At 62.9% G+C, this 21,875-nt stretch carries 19 protein-coding genes; 5 read left to right on the forward strand and 14 right to left on the reverse strand.

Annotation, left to right across the window (positions count from 1 at the left end; genetic code table 11):
* The first annotated feature begins 3 nt into the window (after nucleotides 1-3).
* Nucleotides 4-1,938 carry a potassium transporter Kup gene (locus tag JI749_RS09180; RefSeq protein ID WP_201652433.1) on the forward strand — a complete coding sequence of 645 codons (1,935 nt, stop codon included), beginning with the start codon at nucleotides 4-6 and terminating at the stop codon, nucleotides 1,936-1,938.
* Between the two features lies 1 nt (nucleotide 1,939).
* On the forward strand, nucleotides 1,940-3,181 hold the full coding sequence (locus JI749_RS09185) for an FAD-dependent oxidoreductase (RefSeq protein WP_201652436.1): 1,242 nt from the start codon (nucleotides 1,940-1,942) through the stop codon (nucleotides 3,179-3,181).
* On the opposite strand, the gene JI749_RS09190 is transcribed toward JI749_RS09185, so the two are convergent.
* Together JI749_RS09190 and JI749_RS09195 are read right to left on the reverse strand one after the other, a co-directional pair.
* Nucleotides 3,182-3,616 (reverse strand): hypothetical protein, encoded by a 435-nt coding sequence (locus JI749_RS09190; protein ID WP_201652439.1) that lies wholly within the window; start codon nucleotides 3,614-3,616, stop codon nucleotides 3,182-3,184. It lies immediately after the preceding gene.
* A 116-nt stretch (nucleotides 3,617-3,732) separates the two neighbouring features.
* On the reverse strand, nucleotides 3,733-4,863 hold the full coding sequence (locus JI749_RS09195) for an NADH:flavin oxidoreductase/NADH oxidase (protein WP_201652442.1): 1,131 nt from the start codon (nucleotides 4,861-4,863) through the stop codon (nucleotides 3,733-3,735).
* A gap of 183 nt (nucleotides 4,864-5,046) precedes the next feature.
* On the opposite strand from JI749_RS09195, the gene JI749_RS09200 reads away from it, so the two are divergent.
* Both JI749_RS09200 and JI749_RS09205 read left to right on the forward strand, forming a co-directional pair.
* The gene (locus JI749_RS09200) at nucleotides 5,047-5,973 is read left to right on the forward strand and encodes a hypothetical protein (protein ID WP_201652445.1); all 927 of its coding nucleotides are present in this window, start codon (nucleotides 5,047-5,049) and stop codon (nucleotides 5,971-5,973) included.
* 3 nt (nucleotides 5,974-5,976) lie between these two features.
* A complete protein-coding gene (locus JI749_RS09205; protein ID WP_201652449.1) occupies nucleotides 5,977-6,873 on the forward strand; it encodes an alpha/beta hydrolase family protein in 897 nt (298 codons plus the stop codon).
* Between the two features lie 46 nt (nucleotides 6,874-6,919).
* On the opposite strand, the gene JI749_RS09210 is transcribed toward JI749_RS09205, so the two are convergent.
* The 7 genes from JI749_RS09210 to JI749_RS09240 form a co-directional block, all read right to left on the reverse strand.
* Nucleotides 6,920-8,584: an electron transfer flavoprotein-ubiquinone oxidoreductase gene (locus JI749_RS09210; RefSeq protein WP_201652453.1), complete on the reverse strand. Its 1,665-nt coding sequence runs from the start codon at nucleotides 8,582-8,584 to the stop codon at nucleotides 6,920-6,922.
* A gap of 20 nt (nucleotides 8,585-8,604) precedes the next feature.
* Nucleotides 8,605-9,645 carry a quaternary amine ABC transporter ATP-binding protein gene (locus JI749_RS09215; RefSeq protein ID WP_201652456.1) on the reverse strand — a complete coding sequence of 347 codons (1,041 nt, stop codon included), beginning with the start codon at nucleotides 9,643-9,645 and terminating at the stop codon, nucleotides 8,605-8,607.
* On the reverse strand, nucleotides 9,638-10,525 hold the full coding sequence (locus tag JI749_RS09220) for an ABC transporter permease (RefSeq protein ID WP_201652458.1): 888 nt from the start codon (nucleotides 10,523-10,525) through the stop codon (nucleotides 9,638-9,640). The genes JI749_RS09215 and JI749_RS09220 overlap by 8 nt, the downstream gene beginning before the upstream one ends.
* 86 nt (nucleotides 10,526-10,611) lie before the next feature.
* Nucleotides 10,612-11,613 carry an ABC transporter substrate-binding protein gene (locus JI749_RS09225; RefSeq protein WP_201652461.1) on the reverse strand — a complete coding sequence of 334 codons (1,002 nt, stop codon included), beginning with the start codon at nucleotides 11,611-11,613 and terminating at the stop codon, nucleotides 10,612-10,614.
* Nucleotides 11,614-12,041: 428 nt separating this feature from the next.
* Nucleotides 12,042-13,271 carry an MFS transporter gene (locus JI749_RS09230; RefSeq protein WP_201652464.1) on the reverse strand — a complete coding sequence of 410 codons (1,230 nt, stop codon included), beginning with the start codon at nucleotides 13,269-13,271 and terminating at the stop codon, nucleotides 12,042-12,044.
* Nucleotides 13,272-13,284: 13 nt separating this feature from the next.
* Nucleotides 13,285-14,397, reverse strand: a complete 1,113-nt coding sequence (locus JI749_RS09235; RefSeq protein ID WP_201652467.1) for a hybrid-cluster NAD(P)-dependent oxidoreductase — start codon at nucleotides 14,395-14,397, stop codon at nucleotides 13,285-13,287.
* Nucleotides 14,398-14,399: 2 nt separating this feature from the next.
* Complete coding sequence (locus JI749_RS09240) at nucleotides 14,400-15,656, reverse strand: aromatic ring-hydroxylating oxygenase subunit alpha (RefSeq protein WP_201652470.1); 1,257 nt, start codon at nucleotides 15,654-15,656, stop codon at nucleotides 14,400-14,402.
* A 110-nt stretch (nucleotides 15,657-15,766) separates the two neighbouring features.
* On the opposite strand from JI749_RS09240, the gene JI749_RS09245 reads away from it, so the two are divergent.
* The gene (locus JI749_RS09245; protein ID WP_233280718.1) at nucleotides 15,767-16,723 is read left to right on the forward strand and encodes a GlxA family transcriptional regulator; all 957 of its coding nucleotides are present in this window, start codon (nucleotides 15,767-15,769) and stop codon (nucleotides 16,721-16,723) included.
* Nucleotides 16,724-16,729: 6 nt separating this feature from the next.
* On the opposite strand, the gene JI749_RS09250 is transcribed toward JI749_RS09245, so the two are convergent.
* The 5 genes from JI749_RS09250 to JI749_RS09270 form a co-directional block, all read right to left on the reverse strand.
* Nucleotides 16,730-17,236: a prolyl-tRNA synthetase associated domain-containing protein gene (locus JI749_RS09250; protein ID WP_201652473.1), complete on the reverse strand. Its 507-nt coding sequence runs from the start codon at nucleotides 17,234-17,236 to the stop codon at nucleotides 16,730-16,732.
* A 116-nt stretch (nucleotides 17,237-17,352) separates the two neighbouring features.
* Nucleotides 17,353-18,537 carry a formaldehyde dehydrogenase, glutathione-independent gene (fdhA, locus tag JI749_RS09255; protein ID WP_201652476.1) on the reverse strand — a complete coding sequence of 395 codons (1,185 nt, stop codon included), beginning with the start codon at nucleotides 18,535-18,537 and terminating at the stop codon, nucleotides 17,353-17,355.
* A gap of 33 nt (nucleotides 18,538-18,570) precedes the next feature.
* Nucleotides 18,571-19,956, reverse strand: a complete 1,386-nt coding sequence (locus tag JI749_RS09260; RefSeq protein WP_201652479.1) for an L-serine ammonia-lyase — start codon at nucleotides 19,954-19,956, stop codon at nucleotides 18,571-18,573.
* A 72-nt stretch (nucleotides 19,957-20,028) separates the two neighbouring features.
* Complete coding sequence (gene glyA, locus JI749_RS09265; RefSeq protein ID WP_201652482.1) at nucleotides 20,029-21,297, reverse strand: serine hydroxymethyltransferase; 1,269 nt, start codon at nucleotides 21,295-21,297, stop codon at nucleotides 20,029-20,031.
* Nucleotides 21,298-21,317: 20 nt separating this feature from the next.
* The gene (locus tag JI749_RS09270; protein WP_233280719.1) at nucleotides 21,318-21,872 is read right to left on the reverse strand and encodes a sarcosine oxidase subunit gamma; all 555 of its coding nucleotides are present in this window, start codon (nucleotides 21,870-21,872) and stop codon (nucleotides 21,318-21,320) included.
* Nucleotides 21,873-21,875: the final 3 nt, after the last annotated feature.

Raw genomic sequence — 21,875 nt, forward strand, 5'->3', positions numbered from 1 at the left:
TTCATGACGCAGACGAGCACTACCGGCGGCCCACGCGCCGGTGTCGATGCGAGCGACCTCACCAGCCACTCACATTCCAATAAAGATCTCCCGGTACTCGTGCTTGGCGCGCTCGGCGTCGTCTACGGCGATATCGGAACGAGCCCGATCTATGCTTTCCGTGAGGCCATGCATGTCCGGCCGGGAGCGGCATCGAGCAGTGTGGAAATTCTCGGGCTGCTGTCGCTGATCGTCTGGGCGCTGACGCTTACGGTGTCGCTCAAATACGTGTTCTTCGTTACGCGCGCCGACAATAACGGCGAGGGCGGTACGCTGTCGCTGGTCGCCCTGGCGCGAAAGACCTTCACCAATCCACCGGTCTGGATCACCGCCCTTGGTGTCCTCGGGGCAGCGCTGTTTTTCGGCGACGCCATCATCACGCCGGCTGTGTCGGTGTTGTCGGCCGTTGAGGGCCTGGAACTTGTCGCCCCCGACCTCACCCGGTGGGTTGTGCCGATCACCCTGGTGATCATCGCTGGCATCTTCTTCGTCCAGAAGTTCGGCACGGCCAAAGTGTCGATCGTTTTCGGCCCGGTCACGGCGATCTGGTTCCTGACACTGGGCATTTCGGGGCTGGTCCACATCGTGGGCAATCCCGATGTTTTGTGGGCGCTCAACCCGCTGCTTGGGGCGCAGTTTCTTGCAACCCACGTCGGCATTGCCTTCGTGGTCATCGGCGCGATCTTCCTGGCGGTTACGGGCGCTGAGGCGCTCTATGTCGACCTTGGCCATTTCGGCCGCAAGCCGATCGTGCTGGCGTGGTTTGGCCTCGTTTTCCCCTGCCTGCTGCTCAATTATTTCGGGCAGGGCGCCTTCGTGCTCGATGTCGGCGTCGAGAATGTCGAAAGCCCGTTCTTTGAAATGCAGCCTGAGTGGGCGCTGCTGCCATTCGTTGGTCTGGCGACGCTTGCCACCATCATCGCCAGCCAGGCGGTGATCTCGGGTACCTACAGCCTCACGCAACAGGCCATCGCGCTCAACATGATGCCGCGCATGGTGGTGACGCATACGTCCGAGACGCAGAGCGGCCAGATCTACATGCCGCAGATCAACACGATGCTGATGTTGGGCGTGCTGGCGCTGGTGTTGATGTTCCGCAGCTCGAGCGCCCTCTCGGCCGCGTATGGCATCGCCGTTTCCGGTGTGATGATTGTCACTCTGGCGCTGCTGGTGGTGGTCATGTGGCGCAACTGGAAGTGGCATCCGGCGGCAGTCATCGTCTTCGGCGCCATCTTCGCCGTCATCGATGGTGGGTTCTTCGCTGCAAACGCAGCCAAGCTGTTCCAGGGTGGCTGGGTTCCGGCTGCGGTCGCTCTTGCGGTAGCGGTCATCATGTGGAGCTGGATGGCGGGGCGTCGTCGCCTCACCGAAAAGACGCGCCGCGACGAGGTGCCACTGCAATTCCTGGTCGACAATCTGTCGAAGAAAAAGCCGACGCTGGTGCCCGGCACTGCGGTTTTCCTTACCAGCGACATCGAGGGTGCGCCCACGGCCCTGCTGCATAGCCTCAAGCACTATAAGGTGCTGCATGAGCAGAACGTCATCCTCACCGTCCGTACCTCGGCATCCCCGCGCGTGCCCGATGACGAGAAGGTCACGATCGACGCCTATAACGAGCTCTTCAGCCGCGTGGTCGTGACGTTCGGCTATATGGAAAGCCCCAACCTGCCCAAGGCACTGGCCCTAGGCCGCAAGCTGGGTTGGAAGTTCGATATCATGTCGACCTCGTTCTTCCTGTCGAGGCGGTCGTTGAAGCCGGGTCCCAAGCCCGGCAACCCGCTGCGATTCTGGCAGGACCGGATGTTTACGCGGCTGGCCAAGAATGCCAGCGACGCGACGGAATATTTCCATATTCCGACCGGCCGCGTCGTGGAGATCGGCACGCAGGTAGTCCTCTAGCTTGGCGTCCCCGGCTGCTCGCCTGGACATAGCCATCTGCGGCGCGGGCCCGGCTGGACTGGCTACAGCCCTTTACATGCACCGGCTTGGCCATCGGCCCACTTTGTTCGAGCGCTTCGACGCGCCCAAGCCGCTCGGCTCCGGGCTCGTCCTGCAACCCACAGGCCAGGCAGTGTTGCAGGACCTTGGGCTGCTTGACCGCATCCGCGAACTTGGCACTCCCCTGGATCGGCTGCATGGCGCGGATGCGCGCAGCGGACGGGTTGTGCTCGATGTGCGCTATGCCAGCCTGCCCAACAGTGGCAGGGGGCTCGGCATCCATCGTGCCGCGTTGTTTGGCGTGCTGCATGATGCCGTGATGGAGGCCGGCATACCTATCCGCAACGCGGCCGAAGTGCGGGACGTGCAGGATAGTCACGAGGGGCGTCGCGTCCTGGTGCTGGATGGCGACCGGACAAGTGAGCCCTTCGACCTGATCGTCGACTGCTTGGGCGCCAACACGCCTTTGCGCCGGTATTCGCGCACACCAGGCGTGCCGCGGACACTGCCGTTTGGCGCGATCTGGGCTACGCTGCCGTGGCAGGGTGCGGGGTTCGAGGAAGCGGCGCTCAGCCAGCGCTACCACCGCGCCAGCGTGATGATCGGTGTGCTGCCCATTGGGCGGACTGCGCCTGGTGGGCTCGAGCAGGCAGCGTTTTTCTGGAGCCTCAAGCCGGCGGAGTACGAAGCCATGACGCGCCAGGGCCTCGCAGCCTGGAAGGCCTCGGTGCTGGGCCACTGGCTGGAGGTGTCACCCCATCTCGATGAAGTCAGAGATTTTGCCGATATGACATTGGCGCGCTATGCCCACTACACCATGGCAAATCCGGCCGGCGATCGGTTGGTTTTTGTTGGGGACAGCGCCCACTCGACCAGCCCCCAGCTGGGTCAGGGCGCCAATATGGCGCTGCTCGACGCGCGCGCGCTCTATCTGGGGCTGCGCGAGCATCCGGGTGACATCGGGCTGGCGCTCGGGCACTACGCCGCGCTGCGGCGCTGGCATGTGCGGCTCTACCAGGCGCTGAGTGCGATGTTCACGCCGTTCTACCAGTCGGACAGCCGCGTATTGCCGATAATCCGCGATCTGCTGGTGTCCCTATTGGCGCGGATCCCGCCGGCGCCACAATTCCTGGCGGCAATGGTGTCGGGATCATTGTTGTGGCCGCTGCGGCGGTTGGAGCTGAGGAAGCCGCCTCGCGTCTGACTATTTTTCCATGTCCGGGCAGACATAGGGCACTGCGGCGGTGACGAAGCGCTGTTCCTGAACCTCGCTGCCCAGCTTGAGGTTCAATACCAGCTCGGTGGCGCTGACGCTGGCAATGTCGGCATTGATGGTCATGCCGTCTTCGTCCCAGCTGATGGCCCCATCGGAAACCTGTTGCCACTTCGACAAGCGATAGGTCTCCCAGCAGCTATCGCTGACCATCGTGCCGTCGCCGAGGAAAATCTGCATCGGGCCGGGCAGGGACGCGTCGGCGTCCGCCCGCACCCAGACCTTGTTGAGCAGCGGATTTTCGCTATCGCCTGCTTCTTCGGCGTCTTCCTGTGTGTCGGCGTCCTGCGCGCAGGCGGGCAGGACGCCTAGGGTCCCGACGCCCCAGACGCTCATGAGGGCGAGAATGGCGGCCTTGGTATCCATTGAACTGCTCCCTGTTACCCGATGATCTGGTGACAATCATGCCGATTAACAAGAGAAGCGGTTCAATCGCGGCGAATTTGCGTTGCCCCTGAGGCCGTTTGGCGAAAGCTTTGCCGTCAGCTCTTGGCGAAGCCGCGTTGATGCAGCGAACGGTCACGCTCGCGGACACGATTGAGCGGCCGCGGCCAGAGATCATAGTCGTGCAAGCCGAGTTCGTGACGGATGTGCACTGGCCAATTGGGATCATCGAGAGCGCCGCGAGCCAGGGCGATGAAATCGGCCTCGCCATTGGCGATGATCTCCTCGGCACGCTGGGCGTCGCCGAGCAGGCCCACCGCCATGGTGGGCATCCCGCCCTGGTTGCGCACGGCGCTGGCTAGCGGTACCTGATAGGCGGCGCCAGTGGGGATAACAGCGCCGTCGAACCCCCCGCTCGAGGCATCTATGGCGTCGACGCCGCGGGCCTTGAGTTCGCGTGTCAGGGCGATGCTGTCTTCGACCTGCCAACCATCCGGATGCCAGTCGGTGACCGATAGCCGCGCCAGCAGGGGCTTCTCGGCTGGCCAGACTGCGCGAACAGCCTCGGTGACTTCCAGCACGAGCCGCATGCGGTTTTCGCGGCTGCCGCCGTAGCGGTCAGTGCGCTTGTTGGCCAGCGGCGACAGGAACTGGTTCAGAAGGTAGCCGTGGGCAGCATGGATTTCGACTGTGTCGAACCCGGCCCGATCGGCACGACGCGCAGCGGCGACAAAGGAATCGATGACATGTTGGATGCCGGTGTCGTCCAGCGCTTCGGGTTTGGTGAAGTTCTTGCCTTCCGCATGAATGACTGCGCTGGGGGCGACGGGTGTCCAGCTTTCGAAGTGAAACTTGACCTTTTCTTCTTCGGTCTCGTCAAATCCGTTGCGCCAGTGCACCGGCGTAGAGGCCTTGCGGCCGGCATGGGCAAGCTGGATGCCGGCGGCCGCCCCCTGGCCGTGCAGGAAGTCCACGATGCGCGACAGCGGTGCGATGTGCTCATCCTTCCACAGGCCCAGGTCGGCGTAGCTGATGCGCCCCTCAGGGGTTACCGCCGTTGCCTCCAGCATCACCAGGCCGAAGCCGCCAAGGGCAAAGCGCCCGAGATGCACCAAGTGCCAGTCGCTGGCAAATCCGTCCTGCGAGGAATACTGGCACATGGGAGCGACAACAGTGCGATTGCGCAACGTGAGGCCTGCCAGTTTGGCGGGCGAAAACAGCTTGGACATGAAAAGCTCGTCGTTGGAGTGCCGGAATATGGCGCTGACCATATGCATTCTTCCTCGATCATCGGCAAGTGCCGATGGAAGAACGGACTGTTGCCAAGCTCGTATGCAAAGCAATGTTCTTCTCCGGCAACCTTTTCCATCGGAACGGCACCGGCTAGGGTCCCGGGCGCATTGGAGACCGACATGAAGATCACACTCGATCTCGATTCACTGGTGGCCGAGGGCAAGCTGTCCGTCGCCGAAGCCGAGAGGCTCAAGGGCTTTGCTGCCAAGGATACGGGGGAACTGGGCAGCAATGTCCTGTTCGCGCTCGGCGCGGCGGCGGTAGCCACCGGGGTGGGGGTGCTGGTGCCCACCGTGGAGACGGCGATTGCGCTGGGCGCGGTGCTGTTTGGCGTCGGGTTCTGGCTTCGCGTTGGCCGTGTCGCGCGGTGGAGTGTGTTCGCGCAGATCATCATGGTCATCGGCGCGCTGGCGCTGCTGGGCGGGCTGGGCGGCTTGTTTGGCGAACACCTGTGGGTTCGGATCGCGCTCACCGCCGCGACAGCCGTGGCGGCCGTGTTGGCCACGTCAGGACTGCTAGCCTCGCTGGCGGTGCTGGCGTTCGCTGCCACCATCACCCTCGATGTCGATATCTGGACGCCAACCCACTACCTATCGGTAGCGATTATCGCGCTTTCCGCGTTGGTGCTCGGGCTTTACCTGCTGTCGCTGCGACTCGCGCCGGCTTATGAGCGGCTCGCGATCATCGCCATGCGCACCGCAATCCTGCTCGTCAACTGCGCATTTCTCATCGGCTCGATCTTCGGGGACGACCTGTTGGGGCTGCCGGGGCGCTACTTCTCCATAGCCTGGGCCGTGGCGCTCCTGGCATTTGGCAGTTGGGCGGTATTTGCCAACCGCCGCTGGGTGGTCAACACGGTGGCTGTGTTCGGAGCGATCCACTTCTTTACCCAGTGGTTCATGGCTTTGGGCGCCCAGCCGTTTTCCATTCTTGGCGGCGGCTTGTTGTTGATCGGGTTCGGACTTGGGCTGGCGCGCTTCAACCGATGGGTAGGGGCACGCAAAACCGATTCGACATCGTCCGATCGCTTACCCCAAAAGGAATAGATCATGGCAATTGCCCGCAGCCGTTTCCGCGAACTCGTGGGCCTCGATGAGCCCGAGGTCGCATTGATCGCGCGCAGGATCGAGATGCAGGATGGCTATGTCGTCGAGCATCTCCGGTTGCGGCTAGGCGACACCGAAGTCCGCGGTCTCCTCACGCGTCCGGAAGACGATACGCGGCGGCTCCCGGCGATCCTATACGGTCATTCGCATGGTGGGGGCTATGGCATCGGGGCCAGTGAATTGCTGGAGGGACGGGAGTATTTGCTGGACCCATTGGGGCCTGCTTTTGCGCGGGCCGGCTATGTGACGCTCTCTATCGACATGCCCGTCTTTGGAGAGCGGGCATCGCTTAGCGAAGGCTACGCGGCCAAGGCCTTGCTATGGCATGGAAAATCGCTGTTCGGGCAAATGCTGTCTGACCATTCGGCTGCCTTGACCTACCTCGCCAGCCGAGAAGACGTGGACCCCGCCCGTATCGGCGCGTTCGGCATTTCGATGGGCTGCGTGCTCAGCTATTGGCTGGCCGCAGCGGATGAGCGGATCGCGGCAGTGGCGCATCTGTGCTGCTTTGCCGATTTACGCACCATGATCGATCTCGGCGCCCATGATGGGCATGGAATCTATCTGACCGTACCGGGCCTGCTGCGGGAGGCCGACGGCGGGAGCATCGCTGCGCTCATTGCCCCGCGTCCGCAACTGGTCTGCATCGGCGAAGCAGACGCGCTCACGCCGCCTCTTGCCGTCGAGCGGGCATGGGCAGAGCTGGAACCAGCCTATGCCGATGTGCGAGACCGGTTGGAACTGGTCAGCGAGCCTGGCGTGGGACACCGGGAAACGCCAGCAATGCGCGCGGCCGCTATGGCGTTCTTTGCCACTCACCTGGCGCCGCCGATGGGCTAGCGAACGCCGGTGCTATTGACGCGCGCTCGTCGTTCCACGCGCACGTCTACATGTTGGCGTAGACAGGACCTTCTCCGCCCTGCGGTGGCACCCAGTTGATGTTCTGATTGGGGTCCTTAATGTCGCAGGTTTTGCAGTGGACGCAGTTCTGGGCGTTGATCACGTAGGTCTGCACGCCCTCACGCTCGGTCCACTCATAGACGCCGGCCGGGCAGTAGCGGATAGAGGGACCGCCGAACACATCGAGTTCGGAACTCTTCTGCAGGGCGGGATCCCGAAGCTGGAGGTGGCTGGGTTGGTTCTCGTCGTGGTTCGTGTTGGACAGAAACACGGACGACAGCCGATCGAAAGTCAGCACGCCATCGGGCTTGGGATAGTCGATCTTGCTGTGCATCGCCGCTGGTTCCAGCGACTGCGCGTCGGTCTTGCCATGCTTGAGCGTGCCGAAGAGCGACAATCCGAACAACTGGTTGAACCACATGTCGAACCCGCCCAGGCCGACGCCGAGGATGGTGCCAAATCTCGACCACAAAGGTTTGACGTTCCGAACCTGATGGAGGTCCTTGCCGATGGGGCCTGAACGCCAGCCCTCCTCGATGCTGGTGACATCGTCATTGGCCCGGCCTTCGGCAATCGCGGCGGCGATATGCTCTGCGGCCAACATGCCGGAATGCACGGCATTGTGGCTGCCCTTGATGCGTGGAACATTGACCAGCCCGGCCGAACAACCGATCAGCGCGCCACCCGGGAAGGAGAGCTTGGGCACGGACTGATAGCCACCTTCGGTGATGGCCCGGGCACCGTACGACAGTCGGGTGGCGCCCTTGAACGTTCCGGCAATCGCCGGATGCGTCTTGAAGCGCTGGAATTCCTCGAAGGGATAGAGATAGGGATTCTTGTAGTTGAGGTGGATGACGAAGCCCACGGCGACCTGGTTATTCTCCAGGTGATAGAGGAACGATCCGCCTCCAGTCTTCATGTCCAGCGGCCAGCCGAACGAGTGCTGGACCAGACCCGGCTTGTGGTTCTCGGGAGCGACTTCCCAAAGTTCCTTGAGCCCAATCCCGAACTTGGCCGGCTCGCGATCCTGGTCGAGGAAGAAGCGGGAGATGAGCTGCTTGGCCAGTGACCCGCGCACCCCTTCGCCGATCAGGGTGTACTTGCCCAGGAGCGCCATGCCGCGGGTATAGTTGGGACCGGGCTCGCCATTCTTCTCGATGCCCATGTCCCCGGTGGCAACACCCGCGACCGCGCCGCTCTCATCGTAGAGCACCTCGGCAGCGGCGAAGCCGGGATAGATATCGACGCCCAGCGCCTCCGCCTTGGCGGCGAGCCAACGGCAGACATTGCCGAGCGACACGACATAGTTGCCGTGATTGTTCATCAGCGGCGGCATCAGGAAATTGGGGATGCGCAGCGCGCCCTTGCGGCCAAGGACGAGGAAGCGGTCATCCTTCACCGGGGTCTTGAAGGGATGATCTGCCTCGTCGCGCCATCCGGGCAGCAGGCGATCGATGCCCGACGGATCGACCACGGCGCCGGAGACGATGTGGGCACCGACCTCGGCGCCTTTTTCCAGGACCACCACGGACAAGTCGGGATTGACCTGCTTGAGCCTGATCGCCGCAGACAGCCCGGCCGGACCGGCGCCGACGATGACGACGTCAAACTCCATGCTCTCGCGTTCGGGCAAATCCGCCAGTTCAACCATTCAACCTCGTCCTAACGCGTTCAGTTCGCAACCATGGCGGCAGCCAGCTGCTCGAGGGTGAGTGTCCCCAGCCTGGTGCCACTGTCGTCGACGACGACCGCGCACTGCTTACCCGAAGATAGCAGCGCCGACACGGCTTTTTCCAGCACGGTGGCTGCGGGCAACTCGACGGCAGAGTGGGCGTCGGCCGCATGGGCCGGATCGACGATGGTGCGAATCTGGACGACCTTGCCACGGTTCACGTGACGGACGAATTCGACGATATAGTCATCCGCAGGCCGAAGCACGATTTCCTGGCCGGTTCCCTGTTGGATCACCTCGCCATCGCGCAATATGGCGATGCGGTCGCCCAGTCGCAGGGCCTCATCGAGATCATGCGTGATGAAGACGATGGTCTTCTTGATCTCCTTTTGCAGGTCGAGCAGGATCGACTGCATGTCGACGCGGATGAGCGGATCGAGCGCGGAAAACGCTTCGTCCATCAGCAGGATCGGGGCGTCATTGGCCAAGGCGCGCGCGAGGCCGACGCGCTGTTGCATGCCGCCGGACAACTGATTGGGGTAGCGCTCCTCGAAGCCCCTGAGGCCGACGCGGTCGAGCCAGTGCATCGCGGCTTCCACCTGCCTGTTGCGCGGCACGCCCTGCAGCTCGAGACCATAGACGGTATTTTCCAGCACATTGCGATGCGGCAAAAGGCCAAACTGCTGGAATACCATCGCCGTCTTGTGCCGGCGGAACTCGCGCAATTGCTTGTGCGACATCTTGCAGACGTCCACGCCATCGACGAGCACCTCGCCGACGCTGGGATCGACCAGGCGATTGATGTGCCGGATCAGGGTGGACTTACCGGAGCCGGACAGACCCATGATGACCTGGATGCAGCCGGCCGGCATGGCGATATTGATATCGTTGAGGCCAAGGACGTGCTTGTGCTCTTCGAGGATTTCCTTCTTGCCGAGGCCGCGTTCGAGCAGCGGCACGATGCGTTCAGGGTTGGCGCCGAATATCTTGGACAGGCCTTTGATTTCGATGCCGTAACTTTGTGTCGACGCGCTAGCCATGCGCCTGCTCCCGGTGCTTCTGCATGCGCTGCCCGAAAGCCTGGCTGATGCGATCGAAGATGATGGCGATGCCCACGATGGCCAGTCCGTTGAAGATGCCCATCGTGAAATACTGGTTGTTGATCGCACGCAGCACGGGCTGGCCGAGGCCCTGCACGCCGATCATGGAGGCAATCACCACCATGGCCAGCGCCATCATGATGGTTTGGTTGATACCGGTCATGATCGTAGGCATGGCCAGCGGTAGTTGCACGTTGATCAGCTTCTGCCACGACGATGATCCGAAGGCGTCGGCGGCCTCCAGGACCTCCTTGTTGACCAGGCGTATGCCCAGGTCGGTAAGTCGGATCATTGGTGGAACGGCGTAGATTACCACCGCCAACAGGCCCGGAACGCGGCCAATGCCCAGCAGCATCACCACGGGAATGAGATAGACGAAGCTCGGTAGCGTTTGCATGACGTCCAGGATCGGACTGATGACGCGCTGGGCGCGGTTCGAGCGGGCCATGCCGATGCCGATCGGTATGCCGATGACGATAGAAATAAGGGTGCAGACGAGGATCATCGAAATGGTCCGCATCGTGTCTTCCCACATATCGAAATAGCCGATGAGCAGGAGGGTGGCGATGGATCCCACGACGATCTGCCAACGGCGGCTTGCCAGCCAGGCCACAATACCGACCGCCAGGATGATGATTGGCCATGGCGCGTTCAGCATGACCCATTCGGCAAACACGAGCAGCAGACGCAAGGGTTCGAACAGCTGTTGGATGGGATCGCCCCAGGCGCGGGTGAAGTTGCGAAAGCTGTCATCGATCGTCATGCGAATTGTTCGCAGGATGTCGTCGTCCAGGTGTGGAAATGCCCAGAACCAATCCATTCTGATCCCCGCTCAGTTGTCTGCCTATGTTGTCCCGGCGATCCGAAGAACGCCGGGACACTCAAGGTTCGGATCAGCGATACGCCTTACAGGGCCGCTTCGATCTTTGCTGCCGCCTCCGGAGACACCCAGGTGCTCCAGATGTCCTTGTTGTTCTCAAGGAAGTACTTTGCACCGTCTTCGCCGGTGGCCTGGTTGTCGGTCATCCACGACAGCAGGTTGTTGACGATCTTGTTGGACCAGGACCGAGTGCCCAGATAGGCCATGACCGGCTCTCCGGCGCGTTCGGCAAAGGTGGTGGTCGTGACCGTCAGGACCTTGTCGGAGACCCATTCGTTGATCTTGGGATCAGGGCAATCGGCGTTGGAATTGCAGCGCTTCCATTCGTCGGCATCGTGTGGGGCGTCGAAGTTGAGCTTGACCATCGGATAGCGGCCGAGAATGGCAGTCGGCGCCCAATAGTAGCCTAGCCAGCCTTCTTGGTTTTCATAGGCACGGGCGATGGAGCCATCGAGGCCCGCCGCCGAACCGGTGTCGATCAGCTCGAAGCCGGCAGCTTCGGCGCCATAAGCCTTGAACAGCTGGGTGGTGACGACCGTGCCGCCCCAGCCCTGCGGGCCGTTGAATACCGCGCCCTTGCTTGGATCTTCGGGGGCCGGGAACAGTTCGGGATGCTTGAGGGCGTCGCCGATGGTGACGATATCGGGGTGCGCATCGACGATATATTGCGGGATGAACCAGCCCTGCACCGCGCCATCGGACAGCGCCGCCCCGGTCGCGACCAGCTTGCCTTCTTCCAGGCCGCGGCCGATGACTTCTGGGACAAGGTCAACCCAGGCTTCCGGCGCAATGTCCGGCTGGCCGCGTTCCGCCATCGAGGTGAGGGTAGGGACGGTGTCGCCGGAGATGATGGAAACCGTGCAATCATAGCCGTTTTCGAGGATGAACTTGTCCAGGCTCGCAAGCACTTCCGCGCTCTGCCAGTTCATCGACGCTATGGTCACGTCATTGCAGTCGGCATAGGCGGCAGTCGAACCGATGGTCGCCAGACCCAGGGCAAGACATGTCAGTTTGATGGAATGCTTCATTTGCTTATTCTCCCACGTGCCGGGCAATCGCTGCCTCACGAGATCCCGCGATGTGCACTTGCCGGGTGGGGATCGCATCCCGGCCAGCTGTTCAGGTTTTGAAACTGGCCGAATTGGCTCCGGACTCGTTGGAGGCGGCGCTTCGTCGAGGCAGCAAGCCCCGAGACGTTCCCTTGCGGTCGCCATCATGGCGGCAGTCGAGAGCAAGCCCTGATCGGTTCGAAAGGCCAGAAGTCCTGGTCAGTGCGCTGAGAATTTTGGAAGTCCTCTCCCGGGCCATACTCGCTGCTCCTGTCGAGCTTAGCGGTGGGAAGCGCGCGAAATAGGATCGATGCGACACCTGCACTGTCGTTTCGAGACATGGCCCGCCCCTGCCTCGCGGAAGGCATGGCGGTCTCGGTCGACGCGCCGGAGATCGGCTGAAGCGCTCAGGGCTTGCGGTTGAAAAGGCCCACGGGGGTCGCGGCCGTCGCATCGAATGTGCGTTTGGCTCCGACGACCTGCGCCTTGTTGAGCCACATCCGGGCGGCAACGAAGGCGACAATGCCCAACTGGGCGAGAGCAATGAACACGGCGAGAGAGGAGGGACCAAACCACTCCATGATCATTGCGGCCGCTGACGGTCCAAGTGTGGAACCCACGCCATAGAGCAGCAGCAGTCCGCCGGAGACCTGAACATATTCGCTGCGGTCCGCGACATCGAAAACATGGGCGGAGGCGACGGCGTAGCTTGGCAGGACAGTAGCGCCAAACAGGGCCGCGAAGACCAGACCGAGTCCGGCCAGGAGTGGGAGGACTGAGATGCCGAGGCCGGCGATCGACGCCGCCAGCGTAATGCCGATCAGCACATGCCGGCGATCGAACCGGTCCGATAGCTTGCCCAGCGGCCATTGCGCCAGCGCACCGCCGACCACTACGGCGCTCATGAACTGCGCCGCTGACGTCAGGTCACCGGTCTTGGCGAGCGCGAAAACCGGTCCAAGCGCCCAAAGGGCGCTCGTGGCCAGACCGAGCAGGAAAATAGCCGTCGTGCCTGCCGGGGACAGCCTGAACAGATGCAGCGGGCGAAGTCGAACCAGCTTGGGCGGCTGCGGCGCTGGCGAACGTGACAGGGCCAGCGGTACCGTGGCGCTGGAGATCACGATCGCGGCGACCGAAAACAGCATGAAGGATGAGGTGTCATAGAGGGTCACCATCATCTGCCCGACAGCAGTCGCCACATAGTTCAGCGCGACATAGATCGAAATCATCGTCCCGCGCGTGGAGGAGGTTGCCCGGTCGTTGATCCAGCTTTCGATGATAAGATAGAGGCCGGCCAGGCATATGCCGGTGATGAAGCGCAGCAGGGCCCAGAACTGCGGCTGGGCCAGCATGGGATAGCAGAGCGACACGGCTGCGGTGATCGATACCAGGGCCGCAAAGGTGCGCGTGTGGCCAACGCGGCTCAGCAGGAGTGGCGTCAGCAGGCAGCCGGCGACGAAGCCGAGGTAATAGCCTGAGCCCAACAGGCCCAGGTCGAGAGCCGAGAAGCCTTCCATGCCGCCGCGGATGGGAAGCAGCATGAGTTGCAAGCCATAGCCGGCAACGAACAGGACTTCGCTGATCAACAGTGCCGACAGAAGCAGATAGGGCGACTTCGAGTCGGACGGAGAGGACAAGGCGATTTCCGTTCTAGCGTTCGATCACCAGGTCGCTGGTCGGCTTGGAACAGCACAGCAGCATCATGCCGGCGTCGATTTCGCGCTGCCGGATGCCGCCCTGATGGTGCATCTCGATCGTACCCGAAATCTTCTTGGACTTGCATGTGCCACACAGTCCCTGCGTACAGGAAGAGGGCAACCGCATGCCGGCGCGTTTTGCCGCCTCGAGCACCGTCATGTTATCAGGGACATCGATGCTGCGGCGCGTCTTGGTGAACTCGACCTTGAACGTCCGGACCGCATCCGGCGCGTCGAGCGCGATCTCGCCCTCGATCGCCTCAGCCTGTTCGGCGGCGGACAGGGTCTCGAAGTTGAAGCTTTCTTCGTGGTGGTGCTTCATGTCGAAGCCCGTCTCTTCGAGCATCTTGCGCACCGCTGCCATGTAGGGTGGCGGGCCGCAGACGAAGATTTCGCGGCTCATGAAATCGGGCGCGATGAGCTTGAGCTGGTCCAGCGACAGCCGGCCCGTCAATCCGCTAAAGGCCGCAAGTGGGTTGGCTGCCTCGCAGATCGGGACAAACTTGAAGCTGGGCGACAGCCGCGCCATCAATTCCAGTTCCTCGCGGAAGATGATGTCGGTCACCGTCCGCGCTGAATGCACGAATACGATATCCTTGGGCTCAGCCAGGTCATGATAGGTCCGCGCCATCGACATCAGCGGAGTAATGCCGCTGCCGCCAGACAGGAAGAGGTAGCGCGATGCCGGGTGGGCGAAGCAGGTGAAGCTGCCCATCGGCCCCAGGGCTTTCACCGAAATGCCCGGCTTGAGATTGTCATGCAGCCAGTTGGAAACCGGGCCATTGGGTACGCGCTTGACCGTGAGCGAAATCGCGTTTGGTCGAGTAGGAGCGGCCGAGATGGTGTAGCAGCGATGGATGGTCTCGCCGTCGATCTCAAAGGCATAGGTCATGAACTGACCGGGCTGGTAGGCGAAGCGGCCCGGCGTCGCCGGCGTCAGGACAAAGGTCTTGACGTCATGCGTCTCCTGCCGCACGGCGCGGCAGACCAGCGTGTCATCGGCCTCGCTGTCCCACAGGGTTGCGGCCAGCTCGAGCCGGTTGGCGTCGCCTAGTGACGAAGTCATGCTCAGCTACCCAGATAGGCGGCCATCCGGCCGATGTACCAGCGCTGGAATTTCTCCACCAGCATCTCGGTGTTGGGGGAGTATGGGCCGGGCTCGTAGGCGGGGTTTTCGGCGCCGCGCTGGCACATTTCCACCAGGGCCGCATCCTGCTGGTTCGTGGCCGTCCAGACTTCGATGAGGTTGGCGATATCGTAGTCGACGCCTTCCACGGCGTCCTTGTTTACCAGCCACTTTGTGCGGACAAGGGTGTGCCCCTCATCCAAAGGCAGGGCAGAGAAGGTGACGATGTGGTCGCCAAGGAAGTGGTGCCATGAATTGGGTTGGGTCCAGAAGCTGAGGCCGCCCAGCTTCGCATTGGTGAAGGCGCCCAAGGGAATCCGGCATGCCGCTCGAGTATCCATGGTGTGGCTCTCGCCGTCGCCGTCCAGTGGCAGGCGTTCGGTGCGGAAGCCGGTCACGCGGCTGTCGAGTTCCTCGATTTCACGCGAGGGCAGGCCCATGCTTTCCCACTCGGCATGGCTGGTCTTGCGCAAGGCGTCGTAGCGCTGCGCATTTTCGAGGTCGAGCGGATCCATCTCCTCGGGCGCGAAGCCAAAGCCATAGGCGAACAGCGGGACCGTCAGCTCGGGGTGGTTGGCCTCGCAGTGGTAGCATTCGCGATTGTTCTCGATGGTGAGCTTCCAGTTACCCTTTTCGATCAGGTCGCTTTGATAGGCAATCTTGGTTTCGCGCACCTTGTGGGGGGCGATATAGGGCGCCATGCGGGCGGCCACGTCGTCGAAATCCTCGGGCGGATTGTCGGCGAGGCAGATGAAGAGCAGGCCCTCGAGCGAGCGCAGGTGCACCGGCTTGAGACCCTTGCAGGAGGCGTCGAAGTCGGCACCCATATGGGGCGCATGCATCAGACGACCGTCGAGCCCATAGGTCCACGAATGGTAGCGGCAGACCAGGTTGCCGACCGTGGCCTTTTCTTCGTCGATCAGGCGGGCGCCGCGATGGCGGCACACATTATGGAAAGCACGGACTTGGTTATCGTCGTCGCGGATGATCAGAACCGAAGCCTTGCCGATGTTGACGGTGGCCACGTCGCCCGGTTCCGGAACGTCGGGTTCAATGCCAACATAGATCCAGTGGCGATAGAAGATAGCTTCCATATCGGCCTCGAACACCTCCGGCGAAGTGTAGAAGGGCGCATCGAGACTGTGGCCCGGCTTGCGGCCATGGACGAGCGCTTCAAGCGTGTGGGCCTTCGTGAGCATTGGGTCTCTCCTCAACCGAGATAGGTCAGAGTTGCCGGTTTTTGCCGCCCTGTCTTGATGCGGGGCGACAGCTGCTTTAGATTTTGCGACATTATCTCATGGGTGGCCGCATGCAGCGTTCAGATCCTCAGATGTTCGGCTTCATGCTGACCGAGCAGTTCTCGATGATCGCGTTCACTGCCGCGCTCGAGCCGTTGCGGCTTGCCAATCGGGCCACTGGGCGCAAGCTCTATGACTGGTTGCTGTTTTCCGAAGACGGCAAGACCGCAGAGGCATCAAACGGTGTCCGGGTCGGCGTTGATCACGGCTTTCGCGAGGCAGAGAGCCTCGATGCAGTGGTGGTGTGTTCAGGCGTGGACGTGCAGCAGCTGGATCATCGCAGCCTGATCGCGGTAGTGCGCAAGCTGGTGAAGTTTGGCGCGGCGCCAGGCGCCGTCTGCACCGGCGCCTATGTGCTGGCAAAAGCGGGGCTTCTCGACGGACGCCGGTGTACGATCCACTGGGAGAACCGCCCCGGGCTGCAGGCCGATTTTCCCGACCTGGATGTGGGCGAGGACCTGTTCGAAATAGATGGCGACCGCTTCACCTGCGCGGGCGGCGTCGCGGCGGCCGACATGATGCTGTCGCTGATCAAGCGGGACCATGGCGAGGTCGTCGCAACGGCAGTCACCGACCAGCTCATCCTGCATCGGGTGCGCGAGGCCAGCGAGCGCCAGCGCATGGACATGCGCACGCGCCTCGGAGTCGCCGACCCCAAGCTGTTGCGCGTCATCGCGTTGATGGAGCGGGCGATCGATCGGCCTCAAACCATGGAGGAATTCGCCCGCGGGGTGGGCGTATCACCACGGCAGCTCGAACGGCTGTTCCTCAAGCATCTGGGCACGTCACCAAACCGGCATTACATCAAGATCCGGCTGGACCACGCTTGCCAGTTGTTGCGGCAAACGCGCATGCCGATCCTGGATATCGCCATGGCGAGCGGCTTCAGCTCGGCGTCGTATTTTTCGCAGAGTTATCTCGACCATTTTGGCCATACGCCCAGCAACGAGCGAAAGGCTGCTGTCTAGCCGCGGTCAGCTGGCAGGCAGGCGGTCAAAGTCGACGATCTCGGCGCGATGGCCTGTGGCTTCTACAAACCTCAGCAGTTCCGCGCTGGTCACCGAAACGGTGGCGGTATTGACGAGCGGATGTACCGTGATGCGCGGCTTGCTCATCATGTCGGCGGCCAGCACCAGCTGCACGGCATTCGCCTTGTCGTTGATGAGGGCCAGCGGACTGACCGAACCCTGAACCACATTCAGCGCTTCGAGCAGGGTCTCGCCGCTGGCAAAGGAGAACTTCTTGGCGCCGACATGGGCGGCCAGAGCCTTGAGATCCAGCCGGCGATCGGTCGGGACACAGACCAGCCAAAGCCCGCCCTTGGCGCCCTTGAGCAGCAGGTTCTTGGTGTGGACGCCTTCAAGCGCGCTCCAGTAAGGCAGGGCTTCTTCGACCGTGTGGACTGGGGGATGCTCGATGGTGATCGGGGTGATCTCCAGCTCGGCAAGCATGGCATCGAGAGCGGCGCGGGTGTCAGTCATGGAAGGCCCCAGTTGAGTCAGTCCGGCAAGGTAGAGCCGCAAAATAGCAGGCAGACAATAGGGCTCCAATCCGCGCTGCGGCCCCCGGCACTTGACCGGAGGCCGCTGGCTTGCTGCTAGGCAGCCAGTTCGCCGTGCGGATCGAGTACGAACTTGACGGCTGCGCCCTGGTCGAACGTCTCGTAGCCCTGGGCAGCATCGTCCAGCGAGATGATGCGCGCATTGACGATATCGGCGATGGGCAGGCGATCATGCAGGATGGCCTGCATCAGCTGGCGGTTGTATTTCAGCACCGGGGTCTGGCCGGTGTGGAAGGATTGTGCCTTGGCCCAGCCCAGGCCGAAGCGCAGCGACAGGCTGCCATGCTTGGCGGCGGCGTCCACTGCGCCCGGATCTTCGGTGACGTAAAGGCCAGGAATGCCGATCGATCCGGCAGGGCGGGTGATTTCCATCATCTGGTTGAGGACGATGGCCGGCTGCTCGCCGCCGGAATGGCCGCGTGCCTCGAAGCCGACCGCGTCGATGGCGCTATCGACTTCATCCGAACCTGTGACCTGGGCGATCATGTCGCCGAGGCGATCGCTCTTGGACAGGTCGATCGCCTCGAAGCCCATCTTGGACGCGTGGGCGAGACGGTCCTTGTTGAAATCGCCGATCATGACGACGGCAGCGCCCAGGATGCGGGCAGAGGCTGCCGCAGCCAAGCCCACCGGGCCGGCACCGGCAACATAGACCGTCGAGCCGACGCCGACACCGGCCTTGACCGCGCCGTGGAAGCCGGTCGGCAGGATGTCGGACAGCATGGTGAGATCGCGGATCTTGCTCATGGCGCGATCGCGGTCGGGGAATTTCAGCAGGTTGAAATCGGCATAGGGCACGGTCACGTAGCGGGCCTGGCCGCCGATCCAGCCGCCCATGTCGACATAGCCATAGGCGCCGCCGGCGCGCGATGGATTGACGGTGAGGCAGACGCCGGTGTCCTGCGACTTGCAGCAGGCGCAGCGGCCGCAGGCCACGTTGAACGGCACCGACACGATGTCGCCGACGTCGAGCATCTCGACGTCGCGGCCCTTTTCGATGATCCGGCCGGTGATTTCATGGCCCAGCACGAGACCGGGCTCGGCGGTGGTTCGACCGCGCACCATGTGCTGGTCGGACCCGCAGATATTGGTCGAGATCACCTTGAGGATGACGCCATGTTCGATGCGACGACCGTCTGGCGCCATCAGCTTGGCATCCTCGATGTCGCGCACCTCGACCTTGCCGGGTCCGACATAGACCACGCCACGATTCTTGCTCATATCCGTTCTCCTCGCTTCTGGTTATGGGCTGCCTCAGCATTCGGGCAGGTTGACCGCCAGTCCTCCCAGACTGGTTTCCTTGAATTTGGTGTTCATCTCTTCGCCGGTCTGGCGCATTGCCTCGATGCAGTTGTCGAGCGGCATGAAATGTGATCCGTCGCCCCGAAGCGCCAGTGACGCGGCGGCTACGGCCTTGGTGGCGCCGATGCCATTGCGCTCGATGCAGGGGACCTGGACCAGGCCGGCGACCGGGTCGCAGGTCATGCCCAGGTGATGTTCGAGGGCGATCTCGGCGGCGTTCTCCACCTGCTCGGGCGTCCCGCCCAGCACGGCGCAGAGGCCGGCCGCGGCCATTGCGGCAGCCGAACCCACTTCGCCTTGGCAGCCGGCTTCAGCGCCGGAAATGGAAGCGTTGTGCTTGATGAGGCCGCCGATAGCGGCGGCGGTCAGCAGGAAGTCGGAGACCTTGGCCGGATCGGCGCCATGGCAATGGTCGAGATAGTAGCGCAGCACCGAAGGCACCACGCCGGCCGCCCCATTGGTGGGCGAGGTGACGACCTGTCCGCCGGCCGCGTTTTCCTCGTTGACGGCCATGGCATAGACGCTGAGCCAGTCCGATGCGGCATGCGGCTGGCCCGAATTGGTGAGCTTTTCGGCCTGCAATTGCTGATGAATGCGGCGCGCGCGGCGCTTGACCTTGAGGCCCCCAGGCAGTTCGCCATCGAGCGACAGCCCGCGCTCGATGCAGCCATTCATGACCGACCAGATATTGGCGACGTCGGCTTCCACATCGGCATGGGTGCGCAACTGGGCTTCGTTCTCGCGCTTCATGCTGGCGATGGAGCGGCCGCTGTCCTGGGCCATCGCGAGCATGCTGACGGCATTCTTGAACGGATAGGGCCAGCTGATGTCGCCATTGGTTGCGCTGGCTTTGGGCTGTTCGCGCTCGGCCGCCGTCACCACGAAGCCACCGCCGATGGAATAGTAGGTCTCGCTCAGCAGCGTTTCGCCCGCGGCATCATAAGCGGTGAAGATGAGGCCGTTGGCGTGGCCGGGCAAAGGCGGGCCATAGTCGAAAACGATGTCGCTGGCCGGGTCGAAGACGAGGGGCGGCAGGCCGGCGTGTTCGAGCCGATGGCTGACCTGGAGGTCGAGCAATTGCTGCTCGGCCTTGTCGATGTCGAGCTTGGCGGGAAGCCAGCCCAGCAAACCCAAGGCCACGGCGCGATCGGTGGCATGGCCCTTTCCGGTGAAGGCAAGGGAGCCATGGAGGCTGACGCGGACGCCGGTCGCCTGTTGGCGCAAAGGGGCATGCTGGAGCAGCTGAAGGAAGCTGACGGCAGCCGTCATGGGCCCCATCGTATGCGATGAGGATGGTCCGATACCGATTTTGAAGACGTCAAAAACGCTTAGGAACACGGTACCGGGTCTCGCCTTGCAGGGGAGCGCGGTCGGGCGCCCGGAAAGCGCCCGACGGGGTTCAGGCCGTCGTTACTGGTAGATGGGAAAGCGGACGCAGATGTCCTGGACTTCGGCCAGGACAGCCTTTTCAACCGCAGCGTCACCTTCGGGGCCGGCTAAGGCCAGTGCATCGACGACCTGGAGGATCAGTTCGCCCACGCGCTTGAATTCCTCCTGGCCGAAGCCGCGCGTCGTGCCGGCCGAGGTGCCCAGGCGCACACCCGAGGTGACCGCCGGCTTTTCCGGATCGAACGGAATGGCGTTCTTGTTGCAGGTCAGCCCGGCGCGTTCGAGCGCATGTTCGGCATCGCGGCCCTTGACGCCCTTGGGGCGGAGGTCGACGAGAACCATGTGGCTGTCAGTGCCGCCAGAGACGATATTGAGCCCGCCAGCGATCAGCGTCTCGGCGAGAGCCCGCGCATTGGCGACGACGTCCTGGGCGTAGATTTTGAAGCTTGGGTCGAGCGCTTCGCCGAACGCCACCGCCTTGGCGGCGATGACATGCATCAGCGGGCCACCCTGGTTGCCCGGGAACACGGCCGAGTTGAACTTCTTGGCCAGGGCCTCGCCATTGGTGAGGATCATGCCGCCACGCGGACCGCGCAGGGTCTTGTGCGTCGTGGTCGTGACGACATGAGCATGCGGCATCGGGTCGGGATAGACGCCTGCAGCGACGAGGCCCGCATAGTGGGCCATGTCGACCATGAGATAGGCACCCACTTCGTCCGCCACCTTGCGGAAGAAGGCGAAGTCGATGGCGCGCGGATAGGCCGAAGCTCCGGCGACGATCAGCTTAGGCTGTGTTTCGAGCGCCACCGCACGGACCTGATCGTAGTCGATCAGCTGGTTGTCTTCGCGCACCTGGTAGCTCGACACCTCGAACCACTTGCCCGACATGGTGACAGGCGAGCCATGGGTCAGGTGGCCGCCATGGGCCAGCGACATGCCCATGATCCGGTCGCCCGGCTGGAGCAGGGCGAAGTAGACGGCCTGGTTAGCCTGAGCGCCCGAATGGGGCTGGACATTGGCATAGGCCGCCCCGAACAGCTCCTTGGCCCGTTCGATGGCGATAGTTTCGACCTCGTCGACGAACTCGCAGCCGCCATAGTAGCGCTTGCCGGGATAACCCTCGGCATACTTGTTGGTCAGCACCGAACCCTGTGCCAGCAGCACATTACGGGACACGATGTTTTCCGAAGCGATGAGCTCGATCTGGTTCTGCTGGCGGCCCAGCTCGCGGTCGATCGAAGCGGCAACGGCAAGGTCGGTCAGGCCGCCCGGCGTCTTGGTGTGAAGCATTCTATCCTCCCTCAGGGGCGTCAGACGCCCAATTCGTATTCGCGACAGATGCCGGCAAGCAGGTGCCAGACGTGGTCGGAGAACGAGTGCCAGACCTCGACGCGGAAGCGGGTTTCGGCTTCGCGCAACAGGATGATCTGGACCCGGTCGATAATGGTGCGGCGGGCTTCGCCCACAACCATGGCGCCGACTTCGAAGGCGATGCTCGATTGCAGCGCGTCGGCCGCGGCGGGGCCCTCCACGGCGATGCCGACTTCGCGATGTCCGACATCGACGAGGCTATGGATCGTCGTGGCATAGAGCTCGGCGAATGCCGTTTCGATGGCGTCACGATCAGCCAGCGGGGCGATCAGGAACCATTCGTCGGGACCAATGCAGGCGGCGAGGCGCTCGCCGGACCACACCAGTCCGCCGATCGTCGCGGGCAGGGCGGTGCCCCACACGGCCGACGCGGCAGCCAGGTTGGCCGGATCGATACGCAGGTTGAAGCGGGCGCAGTTCTCCACCGGGCGGATGGTGACTGGAGCATTCGCGGCGGCCAGCTGGCGGCCAACCAGAGGATGATGTTCCTGCATCAT

Origin of the sequence: Devosia oryziradicis (assembly GCF_016698645.1) — a bacterium.
GTDB classification, from domain to species: domain Bacteria; phylum Pseudomonadota; class Alphaproteobacteria; order Rhizobiales; family Devosiaceae; genus Devosia; species Devosia oryziradicis.